21 protein-coding genes and 1 pseudogene are annotated in these 18,095 nt (G+C 39.0%); 14 read left to right on the forward strand and 8 right to left on the reverse strand.

Annotated elements, in window-relative coordinates; genetic code table 11:
• Positions 1 to 133: 133 nt before the first annotated feature.
• Positions 134 to 338: pseudogene (gene groEL / locus ACFILL_RS03915) on the forward strand (chaperonin GroEL); the annotation flags it as partial.
• Positions 339 to 1,026: 688 nt separating this feature from the next.
• On the opposite strand, the gene ACFILL_RS03920 reads toward groEL, so the two are convergent.
• The 5 genes from ACFILL_RS03920 to ACFILL_RS03940 all read right to left on the reverse strand — a co-directional run bounded on the left by ACFILL_RS03920 (position 1,027) and on the right by ACFILL_RS03940 (position 3,202).
• A complete protein-coding gene (locus ACFILL_RS03920) occupies positions 1,027 to 1,224 on the reverse strand; it encodes a hypothetical protein (protein ID WP_375630965.1) in 198 nt (65 codons plus the stop codon).
• Positions 1,225 to 1,977: 753 nt separating this feature from the next.
• Positions 1,978 to 2,178 (reverse strand): hypothetical protein, encoded by a 201-nt coding sequence (locus tag ACFILL_RS03925; RefSeq protein ID WP_273790904.1) that lies wholly within the window; start codon positions 2,176 to 2,178, stop codon positions 1,978 to 1,980.
• A complete protein-coding gene (locus tag ACFILL_RS03930; protein ID WP_273790903.1) occupies positions 2,171 to 2,383 on the reverse strand; it encodes a hypothetical protein in 213 nt (70 codons plus the stop codon). The genes ACFILL_RS03925 and ACFILL_RS03930 overlap by 8 nt, the downstream gene beginning before the upstream one ends.
• Positions 2,307 to 2,543, reverse strand: a complete 237-nt coding sequence (locus ACFILL_RS03935; RefSeq protein WP_273790902.1) for a hypothetical protein — start codon at positions 2,541 to 2,543, stop codon at positions 2,307 to 2,309. Before ACFILL_RS03935 ends, ACFILL_RS03930 begins: the two co-directional genes overlap by 77 nt.
• Positions 2,540 to 3,202 (reverse strand): lysozyme, encoded by a 663-nt coding sequence (locus ACFILL_RS03940; RefSeq protein ID WP_375643299.1) that lies wholly within the window; start codon positions 3,200 to 3,202, stop codon positions 2,540 to 2,542. The genes ACFILL_RS03935 and ACFILL_RS03940 overlap by 4 nt, the downstream gene beginning before the upstream one ends.
• Positions 3,203 to 3,648: 446 nt before the next feature.
• Here ACFILL_RS03940 and ACFILL_RS03945 point away from each other — a divergent pair, with 446 nt between their 5' ends.
• On the forward strand, positions 3,649 to 3,927 hold the full coding sequence (locus tag ACFILL_RS03945; RefSeq protein ID WP_375681083.1) for a hypothetical protein: 279 nt from the start codon (positions 3,649 to 3,651) through the stop codon (positions 3,925 to 3,927).
• Positions 3,928 to 4,100: 173 nt separating this feature from the next.
• Here the strand turns inward: ACFILL_RS03945 and ACFILL_RS03950 are convergent, their stop codons facing one another.
• Positions 4,101 to 5,027: a YopJ/AvrA family T3SS effector serine/threonine acetyltransferase gene (locus tag ACFILL_RS03950; RefSeq protein WP_375643300.1), complete on the reverse strand. Its 927-nt coding sequence runs from the start codon at positions 5,025 to 5,027 to the stop codon at positions 4,101 to 4,103.
• A gap of 341 nt (positions 5,028 to 5,368) precedes the next feature.
• Complete coding sequence (locus ACFILL_RS03955; RefSeq protein WP_375643301.1) at positions 5,369 to 6,313, reverse strand: YopJ/AvrA family T3SS effector serine/threonine acetyltransferase; 945 nt, start codon at positions 6,311 to 6,313, stop codon at positions 5,369 to 5,371.
• A 730-nt stretch (positions 6,314 to 7,043) separates the two neighbouring features.
• Here ACFILL_RS03955 and ACFILL_RS03960 point away from each other — a divergent pair.
• The gene (locus tag ACFILL_RS03960) at positions 7,044 to 7,235 is read left to right on the forward strand and encodes a hypothetical protein (protein ID WP_375643302.1); all 192 of its coding nucleotides are present in this window, start codon (positions 7,044 to 7,046) and stop codon (positions 7,233 to 7,235) included.
• A 576-nt stretch (positions 7,236 to 7,811) separates the two neighbouring features.
• On the opposite strand, the gene ACFILL_RS03965 is transcribed toward ACFILL_RS03960, so the two are convergent.
• Positions 7,812 to 8,378 (reverse strand): hypothetical protein, encoded by a 567-nt coding sequence (locus ACFILL_RS03965; protein WP_375630973.1) that lies wholly within the window; start codon positions 8,376 to 8,378, stop codon positions 7,812 to 7,814.
• A 1,834-nt stretch (positions 8,379 to 10,212) separates the two neighbouring features.
• On the opposite strand from ACFILL_RS03965, the gene ACFILL_RS03970 reads away from it, so the two are divergent.
• From ACFILL_RS03970 to ACFILL_RS04020, 11 genes are all read left to right on the forward strand, one after another.
• On the forward strand, positions 10,213 to 10,734 hold the full coding sequence (locus ACFILL_RS03970; RefSeq protein ID WP_375643303.1) for a hypothetical protein: 522 nt from the start codon (positions 10,213 to 10,215) through the stop codon (positions 10,732 to 10,734).
• A 38-nt stretch (positions 10,735 to 10,772) separates the two neighbouring features.
• The gene (locus ACFILL_RS03975) at positions 10,773 to 11,297 is read left to right on the forward strand and encodes a hypothetical protein (protein ID WP_375630975.1); all 525 of its coding nucleotides are present in this window, start codon (positions 10,773 to 10,775) and stop codon (positions 11,295 to 11,297) included.
• 48 nt (positions 11,298 to 11,345) lie between these two features.
• The gene (locus tag ACFILL_RS03980; RefSeq protein ID WP_375630976.1) at positions 11,346 to 11,903 is read left to right on the forward strand and encodes a hypothetical protein; all 558 of its coding nucleotides are present in this window, start codon (positions 11,346 to 11,348) and stop codon (positions 11,901 to 11,903) included.
• Between the two features lie 283 nt (positions 11,904 to 12,186).
• Positions 12,187 to 12,429 carry a hypothetical protein gene (locus ACFILL_RS03985; protein WP_375643304.1) on the forward strand — a complete coding sequence of 81 codons (243 nt, stop codon included), beginning with the start codon at positions 12,187 to 12,189 and terminating at the stop codon, positions 12,427 to 12,429.
• A 930-nt stretch (positions 12,430 to 13,359) separates the two neighbouring features.
• Positions 13,360 to 13,530, forward strand: a complete 171-nt coding sequence (locus ACFILL_RS03990; protein WP_375643306.1) for a hypothetical protein — start codon at positions 13,360 to 13,362, stop codon at positions 13,528 to 13,530.
• Positions 13,531 to 13,706: 176 nt separating this feature from the next.
• The gene (locus ACFILL_RS03995) at positions 13,707 to 14,225 is read left to right on the forward strand and encodes a hypothetical protein (protein ID WP_375643307.1); all 519 of its coding nucleotides are present in this window, start codon (positions 13,707 to 13,709) and stop codon (positions 14,223 to 14,225) included.
• Between the two features lie 8 nt (positions 14,226 to 14,233).
• The gene (locus ACFILL_RS04000; protein ID WP_375643308.1) at positions 14,234 to 14,782 is read left to right on the forward strand and encodes a hypothetical protein; all 549 of its coding nucleotides are present in this window, start codon (positions 14,234 to 14,236) and stop codon (positions 14,780 to 14,782) included.
• A 57-nt stretch (positions 14,783 to 14,839) separates the two neighbouring features.
• Complete coding sequence (locus ACFILL_RS04005) at positions 14,840 to 15,397, forward strand: hypothetical protein (protein ID WP_375643309.1); 558 nt, start codon at positions 14,840 to 14,842, stop codon at positions 15,395 to 15,397.
• 199 nt (positions 15,398 to 15,596) lie between these two features.
• A complete protein-coding gene (locus ACFILL_RS04010) occupies positions 15,597 to 15,926 on the forward strand; it encodes a hypothetical protein (RefSeq protein ID WP_375643311.1) in 330 nt (109 codons plus the stop codon).
• Positions 15,927 to 16,996: 1,070 nt separating this feature from the next.
• Positions 16,997 to 17,272, forward strand: coding sequence for a hypothetical protein (locus ACFILL_RS04015; protein ID WP_375643312.1), 276 nt, complete (start codon positions 16,997 to 16,999; stop codon positions 17,270 to 17,272).
• Between the two features lie 225 nt (positions 17,273 to 17,497).
• Positions 17,498 to 17,854 (forward strand): hypothetical protein, encoded by a 357-nt coding sequence (locus tag ACFILL_RS04020; RefSeq protein ID WP_273790884.1) that lies wholly within the window; start codon positions 17,498 to 17,500, stop codon positions 17,852 to 17,854.
• Positions 17,855 to 18,095 lie beyond the last annotated feature (241 nt).

The raw sequence follows: 18,095 nt of genomic DNA on the forward strand, positions 1-18,095 counted from the left end.
ATACACCAATGCCTCCGATGCCTGCTGGTGGAATGGGTGGAATGGGCGGAATGGATTTCTAAGCTCTTTTCCATAGAAATAATAAAGAAACGGGTCTTCTGTGCCCGTTTTTTTTTATGCTTTTTCATGTTTTTCAACCGGTGAATTTGGTGATTTGATTGCTTTCAAGAATTGTTGATCCTGTGAAAGTTGTGCGTTCTGCTCTTCAGAATGCGGCTTCAATTGCGAGCCTTCTGATCACAACAGAAGCAATGGTTGCTGAAGTTCCAAAGAAAGATACACCAATGCCTCCGATGCCTGCTGGTGGAATGGGTGGAATGGGCGGAATGGATTTCTAAGCTCTTTTCCATAGACGTAATAAAGAAACGGGTCTTCTGTGCCCGTTTCTTTATGCTTTTTCACGTTTCATACGAATTTTCCTTTTATGACAGTTTCTTTATCTTATAGGATTGTTCTACTCTCCTCTGGTTGATCTACCGTCATTGTGAATGAAGCTCACTCTTAATCCATAGCTTTTTCTCTTGTTTTTATGAAATGTTTCTATTGTGTGGGGATCGTGGTTTCCTTTGAAAATATTGTGCTAATAAAAATATAACTCTTTGACTTATAGTCATTTATTCCTAATACAGTTCTATTTTTTCATTTTAGGTTTATGTATGCACCGTTAAAAAATCCTGTGTTTGTGCTTCATAAGGTGAGAGGTCACTACGGTTTTATGAACCAACGCAATCATTAAAAGTCAGTAGCTAAGAGTTAGTACCTATTGAGCGTTGGAAAGACAGAGTTGAAAAGAGCATGATGGGGCTGGGTTGTTTTTTTATGAATAAGATGCTGGTATTTCAAGCTTTTGCATAGGAGAATAAGCATCTCTCTGTTTCGTTGATCTCTGAAATGGGGAGACTGCTCCATTTGAGAAGCTTAAAGATAAAAGCTAATTTTTCGCCTTGCTCTCATCTTTTTTTCGGTAAGCTCATCACCTAAACTGGAGCCAAACCCATGTTGTTATACTCAAGTTCTGTTTGTTGCCTATATTGTGACAGAAAATTCTTGAGTGGGGAGCAATTTTTGAGCTAAGGGGACCATGACAGGTAGCCGAAAAAAATCATTACGAGACAGTAGGCGCGCTTGTTTTAGAATTTTTAATGCTTCTGATGATAAAGGCACGCGAAATTCTGTTGTAGCCTCATGCCTTCTTTTCATATTTTCGAGCCAAGGATTTTCCATATATTCTCTTCAACTTGACCTTTATGCATAGAACATAAGGGCATTGGGAGGGTGGAAATTGAGAGGCAGGGCATTGAGGAGGGTGGAAATTGAGAGGCAGGGAATTGAGAGGGTGGGAATTGGGAGGCAGGGAATTGGGAGGCAGGGAATTGGGAGGCAGGGCATTGGGAGGCAGGGCATTGGGAGGCAGGGCATTGGGAGGCAGGGCATTGAGAGGCAGGGCATTGGGAGGCAGGGCATTGGGAGGCAGGGCATTGGGAGGCAGGGAATTGAGGAGGCAGGGCATTGAGAGGCAGGGCATTGGGAGGGTGGAAATTGGGAGGGTGGGAGGAGCCGGCTTGCTTTTTTATTCAACGTAAAGATGAGAAGTTTTATGTAAGGCTACCATTACATTGCTTGTTTATGCGCTTCTTTAAAAGAAATGTCTTTTAATACAAATTCTTGGCAATGCTATTTATGAAGAGTATAAAATCATTTGGATATCAATAGTTTATTAAAAAAATGTACGTTGGTATGATCCTTTTCTTATGTTACCAAAGTTGCTGACTTACGCGTTGGTTAAAAATCTCTCTTCATGCCCTTAAATTCATTTCATGAAAGCGTTTGTGAAGAGCACGACGTTTGTGAGGCGTGTAAAAATTTCTCGTGAGACGTGAAAAAATCATCAATAAAATCTCCGTGTTTTCAAAAAATAACGAATGGCTTTTTATATTTTAAAAAAAGATTTAACACGTCTCACGTTTTTTATTTATTTTAGAGCTGAATATTCGATTTTTGTGTAAAAATACTTCCCAGCACATCTATGATCCGTGAAAAATCAAGTGCTAATAAGAAAATGATGAATATAATCCACTTCGTATAGCGTGACATCATTTTTACACTTTTATACGTTGTGATGATTTCTTGTAGGATTTCTTTTTCCTTTTCTGTAAGCTCTGTTTTTTTTCTAGCCATGTTTCCACCCACACAAGCCTTCCCCTTGTTTGTTATGCTTTAAAATATCTCTTGCGAGATTTGAACTGATGATATTGAGATCTTTTTTGTCTAAATAAATGGGCATCCAACCAACGCAAGAAAAAGGCTCATTGATTGTTTTTATCGCGCAACCAGTGAGTAAGAGCAGCGCGTACATCAGCATCACTTTTTTGATTAATTTCATTTTCCACCTCTAGCCGTGTTGTTGATGACTTTAGCGTTTTTTCTATTTGCTTTTGTTGTTCAACCTTCTTTCCAAGAGTGAAAGCTTTTGCTAAAGCGATAAAAAAAGCGGTCAGAGCCGCTCCTGTTATCATCAGATTTTTTTTCAACCACCACATCATAAGCGCTGCTCCCGAAACCGTTTTGCCACAAAGAAAATGCCAACGCAGGCGGCTAAAACCATAATGGTTGCCAATGCCCATTGGATGGGACCATTACCTGCCAATAAGCCCCCAAGTCCAGAAAAAGAACCAATAATCGGTGTAAGCGCTTCTGCTTTGAAAAATCCCATGGGTGTTTGCGTTTCTACGGTTTGGTAGTTGGGAGAAACATAAGCCCCTTTTGCCCATAATCCCGCTTCTGCTGCACGACGGTGCACTAAACCGTGAAGACGTTTTCCTCCTGCTTTAGTCCACTTTTGTAACTCAGCAGGGACGGCTTCATATTCGCCATTATTGAGTTTTTTGAGCAGGGTCGAATTACAAAAAGCCGATGTTCCTATATTATAGCAAAACGATACGAGCGCGGCGAATTGTTCATCCGTTAAGGAAACCCGCACATGTTTTTCAACGGTATTCTCAAATTGTCTTAAATCTTGAGAAAGAACTTCTTCTGCTTGTTTTTCAGTAATGATCATGCCCTTGTGAACGAACGGTTTGCCAGCCGTGTTGGTATGACCATAGCCGATTGTCCACACCCCGATGGCATCTTTATAGGCATGTAAACGCAATCCTTCCCATTGTTTAATGAGTGCAAGCCCTGCTTTAGATATTTTTCTCATTTGCTTCTCCATAAAATAAAGCCTCACGGTAACGTGAGGCTGGTTGACAGATTAAAAATGAAATTTTTCACGCTTCAAAAACAGAAGAGATGTGAAACTTTTATGAAATCAAAAGGTTGGTTGTGACATCTTAGGGAATGGGGATAATGGTTGGCTAAGAGGGGTAATGGTTGGGCAAGTGGGGTAATGGTTGGGCAAAGAGGGGTAATGGTTGGGCAAGTGGGGTAAATAGTTGGGCAAGAGGGGTAATGGTTGGGCAAGAGGGGTAATGGTTGGCAAAGAGGGGTAATGGTTGGCAAAGAGGGGTAATGGTTGGGCAAAGAGGGGTAATGGTTGGCTAAGAGGGATAAATAGTTGGGCAAGAGGGGTAATGGTTGGCAAAGAGGGATAATGGTTGGGCAAGAGGGATAAATAGTTGGGCAGGCGTTTTCCGTTAAGAGAGGTTGTTGATTTTAAGACCTTGTCCTGGTGTTTTTGATGGAGCTTTCTTCGTGCGGGCGGTTGTTTGGTTGATGCACGATAAGTGTGGTCTATTGCGGTTGTTTGGTCGTATGGCATTGATGTGGGGGTGTTTGAGATACGAAGTGGATACTCTCAGAAAAACAAGACATATGCTTTTACTGAAGACGAAAGCATTAAATATTTTATGTATCAAGCGTTTTGCTTATCCAAATAGTCTCATTATTACAAAGAGCTTTGGGCTAACAAGAGCTTTGGAATTTTGATACAATTTTAAGAGGGGATGGTTTTTATAGGACAATGGTGCTTTTTCTTTAAGAGGAAAGTTGTTTGCTATTTTTGTTTTATGAGCGCAAAAGCTGGTTTGCTTAGAGAAATCTTAGCTGTAAAGCAGCCTCTCTTCGTTCTTTGATGAATAGGAATATGGAAAAAGCCTCAATTACATCGATAAAGATTTGTATTCAGTGAGCCTTTTTTGGTGGGAGGAAACAGAAACAGTTTTTCCTTCTGTTGTTCTTAAGTTTTTTTCAAATCTCTCTCTCAGAGTTTCACCTTTTTTGTTTACTGTTTCATGTTCAGCATCCGGATTGGCTTTTAAATAGTGTTCTAGACGTCTTCTTCCTTGTGTGTGTTTATAAAAAGTGGTTGGAAGATAGGAATCTAACTTTTCAGCAGATAAAGATGAATTTTGTTCACATAATGCACCCTTAACATTATCTTTGTGCAATCTTGCTAATTTATCAGATTCAAGATGAAGCTTTTTGGCAAGGCTTAAGCTGAACATCCCACATTCAGAAGAGCTTCGCTGAATATCCATTTCTGCCGTGGTAAAAGAATAAGGAGGCAGTTGAAGACATTGAAGGGTTTGATTTATTTTTATCCCTAGTTTGCAAGCTGTGATATTCTGAAATGTTGTAGGTTCAAGCATAATCAAAGAGATTTTGTCATCAACTTTTTGATAATCAAGGACGGCAAAGTGGATTTTGCTTCCCGAATTGACTATAAATCGGGCAGATTTCGCGTCGCTCTCAACGACTTCTTTTAGTGCGTGCGAAAACTCTTCTGCTGTAAGAGCCAATTTGAGATTCATGTCTGGATATTTGCTGTTTGCTTTTTCTACGAGAGCCGGCATCAATCTAATATCTGTGTTTTCATAATAAGCGTTAATCCAACGGCCGGTGACGAGATCATCTTCTAAGCCTGTAATAATATCTTTTAATTCGTCAGAACTTGGTGCAACATGTTCTTCTTCTGTTTGGATGGAACTTTGCATCAAACGTGCAATAAGGTCTTCTAAGGATTCATTTGCACTTGCCCCTTCTGGTGTTTGTGAGGAATGAGGGAGGGAAGAATCTTGTGGCTTCATACTATTAGCCTCCATATTGATAATTGGTAGAAAATAATATTTTCTTCAATTCTGGCTAAACAATGTTTGCAGGAAAGATTTTTTAGCTAAAAAAAACAAAGAGATGCAATCATCTTTATTTAAAAAAATTGTTACGAAAGACAAAACCCCACGCTTTTCAGAGTCAAAGGCAAGGTATCTTTTTGTCTTTTAAGAGATCATGTTGCTTACTGTTTGCATCTTTAGCTCTTTACTTCTTTCAAAGGGAAAAGAAGATTTGCTAACAGCAACTTATATCTTACCGTAAAGCCGCAGAGCGCCATTCTTTGTGGATGTGGAATAGGGCTATGGCCAAATGCTTATTACATCATTAGAGATTTGTATTCTGTTGCTCTTTTTCTGTGTTGTGAAACAGAAACAGTTTTTGTCTCTGTTGCCACCAAGCTTCTCTCAAACCTCTCTCTTAGGGTTTCGCCTTTTTTGTTTACTTTTTCATGTGCTGCTTCTGGATTGGCTTTTAGATATTCCCCAAGACGTCTTCTGCCTTGCACGTGTTTGTATAAACGAGCTGGAAGATATGGATCTAATTTTTCAGCAGGTAAAGGCGTATCTGGTTCACATAACACACCCTTAATATTATCTTTGTGTAGTCTTTCTAATTTTTGAGCTTCGAGATAAAGCTTTTTAGCAAGGCTTAAGCTGAACATCCCACATTCAGAGGAACTGCGTTGAATATTCATTTCTGCCATGGCAAAATGAATGTTAGGCAATTGGTGATGTTCAATGGATTGTCGCGTTCTTAATGCCAGTAAGGCGGGGAGTGTGTCACGCAGTGAGGTAGGTTCTAAAAATATCAGAGATGTCTTGTCCCCTATGGTTTGATGATCAATGACAGCAAAATGAATTCCCCTATCTTTTGCGTTAACGATCAGCCTAGAAGATTTTATGCCCTTTTCGAGCGTTTCTTTTAGTGAGAGTGCAAAGTCGTCAGGTGTCATTGCAAGTTTAAGATTCATCTCTGGATATTTACGATTTGCTTGATCTACCAAGGCTGGCATCATGTAAAGATCTAAAATGTCATAATAATTTTTGATCCAACTGCCATCGGCATTATGTTGTTCTAAACCAGCAACAATATCTTTTAACTCGGCACGGTTGAAAGGAGTGTTTTTTATTTTTTCGATGTTAAGCCGTTCTAAATGTGCAGCAAGAGTGTCTAATGATGCATTTGCATGCGCCCCTTCAGGTGCGCTTGCGCCTTCTGGTGTTTGTGAGGAATGAGGTGGGGGAGAATCTTGTGGCTTCATAATCTTAGCCTCCATGCTGATGATCGATAGGTGATATTATCTTCTTCAATTCTGGCTAAACAATGTTTTGAAAAAAAGCCTTTGCATCTTGAAAGGTGAGGCGATGAGAGCATAATGATGCCGTTTTCATATTTTTATGCGTGTATTGCTCATCATTGCTGTGATGTATGATATTGGTATTTTATGGGGGGATTATTAGGGCGTTCTGTTGGGAGCCCGTAGTGAATACGGCTTGTTTTGAAAATCTCAAAATTATGGGGCTGTTGGTGATGCAAATTGGGTGATGCAAAAGAAAACAGTCAGAAAAAGACGAAAGATACCTTCAAACCGTAAAGTTTTAAACATTGTCGCGAAACACACTGTTTATAACAGTCTATAATAACTTATAATAGTCTATAATAATGCGAAAATTTTATGATGAAATCTGGACGCAGAAAACCCCTTACCGCACCTGTCATTAAATACGATTTTTCATATTCTGTCAACCGCAAAACGATTATTTTTCCTTTTTTATCGTGGAAAAAAATCTACAGAAAAAAGCTCATTCATTAGCTATGCAGCAAAATATCTTGTTTTAATGGAAAAGTTTTTGATGTGGCAAAAAACATTTTCTCCTTTGAGAAAGGCGTGGACAAGATGAAGGGAGAATTGTGGTTTTGAAATCCGTGGTATTTTATTGATGAAATTGGGAAGGCGGTGGTTGGATGGTGTTGCGGGGGCAAAGCTTTAGGTGTTGGCGATTTGTGGGGGCGATTGGGGTTGTGCTGGCTGTCGTATTAGCGGTGGTGTGATGGGTGGAGGGTTATCGGTGCAGTTGTTGATGAGGGAGAAGATTGTTGGTAGGGGCTTTTTCTTTCCTTTAAGGGATGATGCTTTTAATTTTGTAAAAGATCAACGGGTTGTTTTAATGATAAGCTATTGATTTATAGTGGATATTTTATCATTATTTATTTTGAATGAGAAACCCAGATTATGCTGAAATAAAAGCCATAGCGTTTGTCCGTCATAAGATCAGGAAAGCCATATAGAATTGTACAAGAAAAGACGTAAAATGACGATAATGAATTGTCTTAAAAGCTAAGGATGTCGCGATATTGGGCGAAGTTTATGATGAGGGTGGTTTGTTACAATGGGGGTAGAGGGGAGAATGTTGCTGTTTTAAAGAGGGGCAAATATTTATCCTGCCCATGCCGTGAATATGCCGTGAATTATTGTCCTTTGAGGCATGGTTAAGTGAGGCATGGGTAGATATAAGGTTAAGTCTCTTTGACAGGTTGAAGTATTTTTTTTTAAGGGCGTGGTGGATATTTTAAAGCTTGTTTGTTGTGCGCTTTAAGCTTGTTAATTCCATGAAATTCTATGAAAGGGCAAGCTCAGTGGATCTCAAATGCACCCTGCCAAAAGGGGACTTTATAAAGGAGCTGGTTATAAAGAGGCATGTTATAAAAGGAGGGGGAGAATCTTTATCCTGTGTGAAGGAGAAGAAACAATGGCTGTTTTAGCAAAGGCTCTTTTGGGTAGAACTATCAAAATGTTTATAAAGGGCATCAAGAATAATACGCAACGAACCAACAAGATTAGGCAGCGGTTGATCTTCTATAACAAGATAGTGTAATGCCGCATGAAAGTTGTGTTGACGATGTAGATATTGTGCTTCTTTAATTGCTTCTTGCATATTTTCATAGTGTTCCGTTGCTCTTTGGACCCATTGCTTTTTTGCTTTCTCATCTGATGCGCTGTGTGTAAAACCATCGTAATAACCGTTTGGTAAACCTTTTGCACATAAATAGTCGTTTCTAATTTGCAAGTATTGTTGTGCCGTGTCATATTGCTCTTTACTGATGCCTGATGAAGCCTCTTTATAGCCAAGCAAACAAAGACGCCCAATATAGGTCCCAACAAGCGGATTTTTCGCTTCTTCGAGGCTTAAACCAAAGTGTTTTGCACGCATTTCAATCGCAGATTGAAGCGCAGATTCGCTGGAGCTTTGGGCACGTGAAATACGGCCTTTGGGCTCTCGCTTTCCTGTTATTTTCGGTCTACCGCGTTTTTTACGTATTTTCATGAACTTAACCATTTGAATGAAAAAGAAACTGTCTGTTGATGGGGGACAGTGATGTAAAAAGCACTTGGCGCAAATATTGGGGGGAGCAAATACTTAAGAGGGGGAAAATACTTAAAAGGGAGAAAATACTTAAAAGGAGGAAAATACTGGGGGGGGGAGTGAGCAAATACTGGGAAATATCAGCCGTTGCAGATCAAAAAACAAACGATACTAAAGGCGTTTTAAATGCAAAGAAAAGCAACGGTGTGGGGCGAAAAAATCATCTTTAAAGTGTTTCTTACCTTTTTTATCTTATCCCTATCAGTCTTATCTTCCGCCCCTATCATGCTTATTTTTTCATGGATAGCGAATTATTTGCTTTTTAAATATTTTTTAACTGTTCTTGAGAGATTGAAGGAAAATTTTTGTCAAATGTGAATGAAAAAATAAGAATGGATTTCAAGGGCATGTCATCGTCTTTTCTAATAGGAAGTTTTTTCTAATGGGATTATTTGTCTCTTTTTTCACGAGCGCTTTGTGGAAACTTTTCAATTCCACTTTTGAAAGGTCATTGTTTTCTTAAGTTGGGAGCTTGTTATTTGGGTTCTCTTATTTTTTTGTTGGTGGGCGCTTTCCCAAGATATTTGATATACATCACGCTGTTAAGCATACTTTTATCCTTTATAGGAGATATGTTGTCTTCTTTTGAGTGGCAGAGAGCGGCAAAAAGCAAACCTCCGTATCCTATTATAATAGCATAAGATGCTCTATGTTTTCAAATAAAATATCGTTTATCGGCTTAAAATAAACTGTGAATGATCTCGCTATTTGGTTTGGTATTTCCTTTATAAGTATCCTTTATAGAGTATAAAATTTTCCGTTTTAATGGATCTCATCATAAGACGAGGGGATGTCGTTTAAAGGAAAGGATGCATTATCGAAAGAAGCTGTTTTTATAAGAAGAAAATGCCTTTATAAAAAGATGCTTTTATGGGAGATGCCTTGATGAATGTAGGGGCTTTATAAATGTGGGGGCTGTGAGATATTTCATCTTTAATGAAGCCTTTTTAATTAAGAAGCTTTCAAATGAGGATTAAGGTTGTTTGTCGCGCGCTTTTCATACTGGATAATCGGTTGCTTGTTCGACTTTGTGTTGTGTTGCTTTTTAAAGAGCCATGTCTTAGGGTTCTCTTTTGACCATTTCGCAAGGGTGCTCATGAAGGGTATAACGATACAGTCCCCCAATGAAATCCATATAAAGTTTGAATAATATAAAATCTATTGCACACTTCCATTTTTACGCTTGTGAAGAAGAAAGTCCATAGCATCACACATTTTGCCAGCTCTCATTTTTGCGACAGCCCTTGGCATTTGAGACGCTTCCTTAGAGGCATTTATCATCCTTTCTTAATATTTTACTCTATATGGCTCTTTCTGCTTGTAACGCGCAAGAGACATGGTTTGGATTGGCCCAATATGGAACAGGTTTGGAATAAGACAATCCTATGCTATTTAGGGTTCTCATTTAAGGTGCTAAATAATAAATTGTTATAAATCAGTATGTTATTAGTAAAATTTTACACATCATATATTTTTTAGATTGAATATTTTTGCTTGTTGAGTTTTGTGAAACATTGTCTTTTAAGGTGTGGGTCATAGATAAGGAGACACAATAGCGTTTGTGCTTGTAAGCCTGAGAGATTGTATGTTGTCGCGTATAGGGAATTTAAAAAAATAGACTTAAAAAGTCCTATAGCACGGGTTTCATGGTGAAAAGAGTGCTCGATAAATCGGTTTTTCTGGTTGCATGTTTTCAAAGAGTGAGTGGGCATTTTAGAAGTGAGAAAATATCCATATGATCGAAGATAAATCACAACACCAATCTATCCATGAGGGAAATACGGCTTTTGCATCACAGCTAGGGGTGAAACAGTCTGCAGTTTTTAAAAAATGGACGGCTCTCTCAAGAAGAGATTACGTCATCATTTTGTGTTGGGCTATCCCCTTGTTGGTGCTTTTTGCCGCGACTGTCTATATGAGCCCTTTGGAGTTTTTTCACATTATATCTAAAGAACAGCTTCAAGCACTGGAGAAAATGGAACAAGGAGATCTTCGAAAAATGACTAAGGAGATTTTGAAACAGCCTTTTGAAAATAATCCTGCTGTTTTGTTTTTGCGTAACGTAGGATGGAATGGTGTTTGGGCTTGTTTATGTTTCTTACCGCAAATGATTTGGTTTTGTCTTGTGCTGTTCTTTCCATTCTTTTTTGTCTTTAACGCCATCTCTAAACGGGATGTCAAGGAAATGATGAAGCTGTGGGATACATTGCCAGAGCAGCAACAGTTAGACAACCAATCTCTCAACAGAACACAATAGGGAAACGAGAGGCTAATTCTTTTGTAAGGAGTTTTGGAATGTTGATCACAGGAGGGTTGGGTGCTTTCATGTTTCTCGGGGAGATCATGATACTGTTTTCTACCGTCATGACAATCTTTGCACTTTATTATTCGTTGATAAAACGGACAATATTGTTGTTTTGGATGCGGCGCAAATTAAAAAAGGGTGCAGCGCAGAATTTGAGGCATAATCAGGCAGGAGGGAAAGGACAGAATACAGTTTGTGCAATAGAATTAAGCCCCCTTTCTTTTAAAGAATCTTTGGAACTTTCAAGAAAAGATTATTTTATCATCTTTTTTCTAGCCTTCATTGTGATTGTGTCTCTTACAGGTTTGATAGCTTTTTTTTCTTTTCTTATAAAATCTGCGATTGTTTTACACGGTTATATGGTTCTATTGTTTACGGTTGGCATGTTTGTCATGCAGCTGCTGTTGTGGTTCTGGCTATGGATTATTGTTTTTTTACCTGTCATTTTAATTCTCCATAGTTTCCTTCAGTATGGCGTGGAAAAAACAATGAAGAGGTTAGAAACATTTGTTTGAGCAGAGGATAAAAATGATGATTTCATATCAATGCGATAGGGGGGAAAAATGACTATTGTTATAAAATGTTTGGCTGTTTTAGGGATCACCATCATTGCCATTTTAATGGCTATAGTTATGGTCAGGCTTCCTTACCTGTTGATCAAGCATATGAGGTTATCTTTTAAAATCGCTCAAGACTTGAAAAAGAGTACGATGCAACAAAAACAAGCCATACAACAATTGCGCAATGATCAGGGAGAAATGAAAAGACACAATCTTGTGCATAAGACCCTTGATGCGAAAATGCGCTTTCTTAACTTCAAAGAATCTCTGCCTCTTTCTTCAAAAGAATGTAAAATAATCTTTTTTATCTTTGTCCTCTTTTCTGTTTTGCGGGCTGCTTGCTCTATCGCAAATTTGGTATGGTGGAAGAGTGATATGATCAGCGGGATCATGTCACTGTTGAACGCTTCTCTATGGATTGGATTTCTTCTCTTTTTTCCGATCATTTGGGTGATGTGCATAAAGTTAACAAGAAAATTGAACAAAATACTTCCACAATTGGAAGAAGCAATAAAACAACGCGATCAGGCAATTCGTATGCAGAATGGGCGTGGAGGATAAAATGACGGGTAGTCTTATAACATTAATAGCCATTTCTTTCCTGTTATATATGATCGTAAATATTTTATTGTGGGTGCCAGTTTGGACAATTTGTTACTTGTTTATCAAGCGTGCGAGGCTTTATTGTCGCGTGAAAAAGGAACTGAAATGCGTGCTGAATGAACGCGATATTGCCTTAAAACAGATCTCCCAAAAATAAAAAAGCAGCAGAATATTTGATAAAAAACAGCTTTCTCTTGTTTGGCAAGACTATAAAAAAATATTCTATCTTTCTACGGTTATAGTGACTGCTCCAATAGTTATAACTGTTGTCGTTAAAATATGGAGAGGGCAGGACTTTGTTTCTCTTGTCGTATTCGAGCCACTGGCATGGATGCTTGCCTGTGTTTTTTTATTCTTACCGATTGTTTTTATTATGCGTTTTATCGTGACCCGTCAGTTGAACAAGATGATACGGCAATTAGAAGAAGAGGTTGAGCAGAAAGGAGCACCCGTCATATTATACGATGTGAATGAGGGAAAGTGAGCGAGGGGAAAGGGAGAGAGGGAAAGTGAGCGAGGGAAAGGGAGAGAGGGAAAGTGAGCGAGGGGAAAGTGAGCGAGGGAAAGTGAGCGAGGGAAAGTGAGCGAGGGAAAAGTGAGCGAGGGGAAAGTGAGCGAGGGAAAGTGAGCGAGGGAAAGTGAGCGAGGGGAAAAAGTGAAGAGAGGCTTTTGTTGAGCCTTGCTTTTGACTTGTTCATTAAGGTGCATGGGTGTACTTCTCGTTTTATGCTTTTTTATATTTGTGTCGTGTTTTTTAAAGAATTGGTGCTTTTGCTTGAGAGGTGCTCTTGCTTGAGTGGTACTTTTGTTTGAGTGGTACTTTTGTTTGAGTGGGGATTCTTGTGAGCTTTTAAGGGGGAAGTGAAGAGGGGCTGCTCTTGGACTTTACTTGTTGTTTCTGTTCTCTTAAAGAGAGAAAATCTTGTAACTTATTTTCTTTTATCAAGCATAAAAATGTGTCTTACCAAGCGATATTGAGAGCGAAAAATCTATACTTAAAGCAAAAGATATTCTGGTGTTTGGGGAAGAAGAGCCCATTTTCTTGCAGGTGGAGAGGTAAGACGCATAGAGAAGACGCGCCAAAAGCTTAAGTTTTTGATCAAGACGTTTTGCTCCATGGAAAGTGTAATAGTGCTTTTAAAGAGCTTGGGGTGGAGGGGGAAAATTGAAAGAAAAGAGGGACATCTATTTATTTACGAGACCGTTATTTATTTACGAGACCGCTAAAGACAGTTTCTCTCTCTGGATAAAAAAGGTTTTGTGCAATTTGGTTATGGAATTGTGAGAGACGCTGGTATACATGCGGCGGCTTGCCAAATAATTAATCCTTATCATTTTGGGGCTTTATCATTTTGGGGGGGCCAGATTGACAACGAGGCATTGAGGCAAAGGGGTGGGTTTTAAGGAAAAGAGATTGAAAATTTTTGAGGAAAAGGTAAGCGTAGGGCGTTTACGTCGTGTGCTTGAGGAAGCTTTAGATGAGGCAATGACTGAGGTTGATCTGGGACTGAGGTTGATCTTGGCAGCGTGCTTGGCTTTCAATATGGGGGCACCACCTTGGGGAAAGGGGTGTTTTGGCTTGTAAGCGCCTCACGTATAGTGCTTCATGTATAAGCGCGTATAGGGCAAATGAATAAAATACGTAGAGGGGATTTATAGTGCTTGCATTACTCTGAGAAGGGTGCTAAGCGAATTTACCGCGCTGGTGGCGTGCTATCAAATATTGAAGAGTGGGAATTTTAGAAGTGGGGGAGTATCCGTATGATCGAAGATAAATCACAACACCAATTTGCCCATAAGGGAGATAAGGCTTTTGTATCACAGTCAGTGTTAGATCAATCGGCAACTTTCAAAAAATGGATGATGCTTTCAACAAGCGATTATATCATCATTTGTTGTTTGGCTATCCTCTTGTTGGTGCTTTTTTCCGCGTCTGCCTATATGGATCCTTTGGAATTTTTTCACGTTATATCCAAAGAACAGCTCCAAGCACTGGGACAAATGAAACAAGAAAGTCTTCAGGAAAGACTTCAGGAAAGTCTTAAACACCCTTTCCAAAATCCTATAATTCAGCATGTTCTTGATGCGGGGTGGAATAGTATTTGGGCTTTTTTATGTCTCTTACCGCAAATGATTTTTGGCGTTCTTTTTGGTTTTTGTCCGCTCTTTTTTGTCTTTAACGCCGTATTTAAACGGGATGTGAAGGAAATGATGCTACAATGGGAAACCTTGCCAGAGCAGCAACAGCTAGACAACCAATCTCTTAACAGAAGACAATAGGGGGGAAAGTGACCGCTTCTTTAATCATTGGAATGTTGACTGCCGTAGGGACGACAATTTTTATTTGTTCTGCAATTTTTATGGTATTCCTTTCTACCATGGTGACAATCGTTGCACTTTATTATTCGTTGATAAAACGGACAATCTTGTTATTGGTGACGCAGCGAAAATTAAAAAAGGGTGCAGCGCAGAATTTAGGGCATTATCAGGTAGAGGGTAGAGGACAGAGGACAGTTCTTACAACACAGTTGCGTGCCTTTTCTTTTCAAGAATCTTTGCTTCTCTCAAAAAAAGATTATTTTATGATCTTTTCTATCGCCTTCGTTATGGTTGCACTTTGCACAGGTTTTGTCGTTTTTTCAGCTTTTCTTCCAAAATCTGCGGTTTTTTTGCACAATTACGCGCCTATAGTGCTTCACATTATTGATTTTGTCATGAAACTGCTGTTTTGGGTCTGGGCATGTATTGTTGTTTCTTTACCTGTCATTTTAATTCTCCATAGTTTCCTTCAGTATGGCGTGCAAGAAACAGTAAAGGAATTAGAAACATTTGCTTGAGAAGAGAATAAAAATGATGATTTCACATCAATACGATAGGGAAAAAAAGGGAGCATTATGATGCAACATTTAGCTTTTTTAGGGGGCATCGTCATTGCCATTTTAATGGTTATGGTCATTGTTAGGCTTCCTTACTTGTTGATCAAGCATATCAGGTTATCTTTTAAACTCGCTCAAGACTTGAAAAAGAGTACGACGCAACAAAAACACGCCATACAACAATTGCGCAATGATCGGGGAGAAATGAAAAGACACAATCTCGCCCATAAGACCCTTGATGCGAAAATGCGCTTTCTTAACTTCAAAGAATCTCTGCCTTTTTATTCAAAAGAATGTAAAATAATCTTTTTTATCCTTATTCTCTTTTCTGTTTTGCAATCTGCTTTCTCTATCGCAAATTTTGTATGGTGGAAAAATGATAATGTTGCCTTTATCATGCAGCTGTTGAGCCTTATATGGTTAGGGGTTCTTCTCTTTTTTCCGATCATTGGGATCATGTGCATAAAGTTAACGAGAAAATTGAACAAAATACTTCAACAATTGGAAGAAGCGATACAACAACGCGATCAGGCAATGCGTATGCAGAATGTGGAAGGGGGACAAAATGACGAGTAGTCTTATAACATTAATAGCCATTTCTTTCCTGTGTTTTACGCTCTTAGGTGTTTTAATATGGGCGCCAATCGTTGTCATTTATTACCTGTTTATCAAGCGTGCGAGGCTTTATTGTCGCGTGAAAAAGGAACTGAAATGCGTGTTGAATGAACGCGATATTGCCTTAAAACAGATCTCCCAAAAATAAAAAAGCAGCAGAATGTTTGATAAAAAACAGCTTTCTCTTGTTTGGCAAGACTATAAAAAAATATTCTATCTTTCTACGGTCATGGCGACTGCTCCAATAGTTATAACTGTTGTCGTTAAAATATGGAGAGGGCAGGACTTTGTTTCTCTTGTCGTATTCGAGCCACTGGCATGGATGCTTGCCTGTGTTTTTTTATTCTTACCGATTGTTTTTATTATGCGTTTTATCGTGACCCGTCAGTTGAACAAAATGATACGGCAATTAGAAGAAGAGGTTGAGCAGAAAGGAGCACCCGTCATATTATACGATGTGAGCGAGGGGAAAATGAGCGAGGGAAAGTGAGCGAGGGGAAAGTGAGCGAGGGGAAAATGAGCGAGGGAAAGTGAGCGAGGGAAAGTGAGCGAGGGAAAGTGAGCGAGGGAAAGTGAGCGAGGGAAAGTGAGCGAGAGAAAAATGAGCGAGGGGAAAAAGTGAAGAGAGGCTTTTGTTGAGCCTTGCTTTTGACTTGTTCATTAAGGTGCATGGGTGTACTTCTCGTTTTATGCTTTTTTATATTTGTGTCGTGTTTTTTAAAGAATTGGTGCTCTTGCTTGAGTGGTACTTTTGTTTGAGTGGGGATTCTTGTGAGCTTTTAAGGGGGAAGTGAAGAGGGGCTGCTCTTGGACTTTACTTGTTGTTTCTGTTCTCTTAAAGAGAGAAAATCTTGTAACTTATTTTCTTTTATCAAGCATAAAAATGTGTCTTACCAAGCGATATTGAGAGCGAAAAATCTATACTTAAAGCAAAAGATATTCTGGTGTTTGGGGAAGAAGAGCCCATTTTCTTGCAGGTGGAGAGGTAAGACGCATAGAGAAGACGCGCCAAAAGCTTTAAGTTTTTGATCAAGGCGTTTTGCTCTATGGAAAGGGCAACAGTGCTTTTAAAGAGCTTGGGGTGGAGGGGGGAAATTGAAAGAAAAGAGGGACATCTATTTATTTACGAGACCGTTATTTATTTACGAGACCGCTAAGGACAGTTTCTCTCTCTCTGGATGAAAAAGGTTTTGTGCAATTTGGTTATGGAATTGTGAGAGACGCTGGTATACATGCGGCGGCTTGCCAAATAATTAATCCTTATCATTTTGAGGCTTTATCATTTTTGGGGGGGCCAGATTGACAACGAGGCATTGAGGCAAAGGGGTGGGTTTTAAGGAAAAGAGATTTAAAATTTTTGAGGAAAAGGTAAGCGTAGGGCGTTTACGTCGTGTGCTTGAGGAAGCTTGAGATAAGGCGATGACTGAGGTTGATCTGGGACTGAGGTTTATCTTGGCCGCGTGTTTGGGCTTTCAATAGAGCACCCTTCCTTAGGAAAAGGAAATTGTTCTATCTCTCAAGTGGCTTCTTCTTTACTTGCACACCCTTGGGGCTTTGACATTGCTTGCTGATGTTAACATTTGGCAGCTTTCTCATAAAAGCTTTATGGAAGATGAAAGTTTGGGCTTTGAAAAAAAATATCGAAAAAATCAATTTGGGCCGGTTTTGTTGTTGATGATTCAAATCGTCATAAAGACAAAGCAACCTCGTTACGATTTTCTTGCACTCGTTTGCTTCTTCTTTGGAAAGCAGCTTATCTTCCTGAAAATAAAAAGAGCACTTAGAATTTTAGAGTCAGAGACCCAAATTTGTGCAATAGAAGAAGATATTTTATGAAAATTTGATCGACGAGAAAAGAGAAGCCTTAAGACAGCAGAGGATATATTGTGGGGAATAAAAACATGATGTTTGAAGTTGATGAAAAAAATGTACCCCTGATATTGTCTTTATAAAAGATGAGGGATACAAACGCTTGATATTGATGAACCCTCATCCATTGTGAGGACGAAAGCTTCGGTTCATGAAAATGGCTTGAAAATTGAAACAAATGAGGGATAAAAAATGAGGGGCAATGGAAAAAATGCACCATTGTATGAAGAGTTACGGTCTTTTTCGCTTGAAGAAGCGTTTTTGACAAGCAAAAATTATAAAGTCATCTTTTGCATTGCTTTCATTATTACCGCTTTTAAAGTGGCACTCGTTATATTTTTTGAGTGGGATTTGACAGAGTGGTCGAATTATATCCTGTTCATTTTAACATTAATATTGGGTTTTATATCAATGCTTCTTTTTGTGCTCATTCCTGTTGCCTTTGTGGTCCGTATCATCTTTACGCGTTTGTTGAAAAAAAAGATCGATAAGTTGGATCAAGAAATCTGGCAGCGAAGAAAAACCGCTTACCAACAAAACAGCGCGTGAAGGGCGGGCAGAAAATGAATACTGGTCTTTATATATTCTCATGCGTTGTAGGAGAGACCTTCTATTCGTGCGATGTTTGAAGGTGATGGAAAAAAAAAGCACCCTTGATATTGTCTTTATAAAAGATGAGGGATACAAGCGCTTGATATTGATGAACCCTCATCCATTGTGAGGACGAAAGCTTCGGTTCATGAAAATGGCTTGAAAATTGAAACAAATGAGGGATAAAAAATGAGGGGCA

The sequence above is a fragment of the Bartonella sp. AP20NXHL genome, from assembly GCF_042196165.1.
Lineage (GTDB): Bacteria > Pseudomonadota > Alphaproteobacteria > Rhizobiales > Rhizobiaceae > Bartonella.

What these genes read in the sequence shown, in the direction of transcription:
- ACFILL_RS04005 (WP_375643309.1), top strand. Translation starts at nt 14,840, where the DNA reads ATGATGCAACATTTAGCTTTTTTAGGGGGCATCGTCATTGCCATTTTA.
- ACFILL_RS03995 (WP_375643307.1), top strand. Translation starts at nt 13,707, where the DNA reads ATGATCGAAGATAAATCACAACACCAATTTGCCCATAAGGGAGATAAG.
- ACFILL_RS03950 (WP_375643300.1), bottom strand. Translation starts at nt 5,027, where the DNA reads ATGAAGCCACAAGATTCTTCCCTCCCTCATTCCTCACAAACACCAGAA.
- ACFILL_RS03970 (WP_375643303.1), top strand. Translation starts at nt 10,213, where the DNA reads ATGATCGAAGATAAATCACAACACCAATCTATCCATGAGGGAAATACG.
- ACFILL_RS03935 (WP_273790902.1), bottom strand. Translation starts at nt 2,543, where the DNA reads ATGATGTGGTGGTTGAAAAAAAATCTGATGATAACAGGAGCGGCTCTG.
- ACFILL_RS04020 (WP_273790884.1), top strand. Translation starts at nt 17,498, where the DNA reads ATGAGGGGCAATGGAAAAAATGCACCATTGTATGAAGAGTTACGGTCT.
- ACFILL_RS03965 (WP_375630973.1), bottom strand. Translation starts at nt 8,378, where the DNA reads ATGAAAATACGTAAAAAACGCGGTAGACCGAAAATAACAGGAAAGCGA.
- ACFILL_RS03920 (WP_375630965.1), bottom strand. Translation starts at nt 1,224, where the DNA reads ATGGAAAATCCTTGGCTCGAAAATATGAAAAGAAGGCATGAGGCTACA.
- ACFILL_RS03930 (WP_273790903.1), bottom strand. Translation starts at nt 2,383, where the DNA reads ATGAAATTAATCAAAAAAGTGATGCTGATGTACGCGCTGCTCTTACTC.
- ACFILL_RS03980 (WP_375630976.1), top strand. Translation starts at nt 11,346, where the DNA reads ATGACTATTGTTATAAAATGTTTGGCTGTTTTAGGGATCACCATCATT.
- ACFILL_RS03940 (WP_375643299.1), bottom strand. Translation starts at nt 3,202, where the DNA reads ATGAGAAAAATATCTAAAGCAGGGCTTGCACTCATTAAACAATGGGAA.
- ACFILL_RS03955 (WP_375643301.1), bottom strand. Translation starts at nt 6,313, where the DNA reads ATGAAGCCACAAGATTCTCCCCCACCTCATTCCTCACAAACACCAGAA.
- ACFILL_RS04010 (WP_375643311.1), top strand. Translation starts at nt 15,597, where the DNA reads ATGTTTGATAAAAAACAGCTTTCTCTTGTTTGGCAAGACTATAAAAAA.
- ACFILL_RS03925 (WP_273790904.1), bottom strand. Translation starts at nt 2,178, where the DNA reads ATGGCTAGAAAAAAAACAGAGCTTACAGAAAAGGAAAAAGAAATCCTA.
- ACFILL_RS03975 (WP_375630975.1), top strand. Translation starts at nt 10,773, where the DNA reads ATGTTGATCACAGGAGGGTTGGGTGCTTTCATGTTTCTCGGGGAGATC.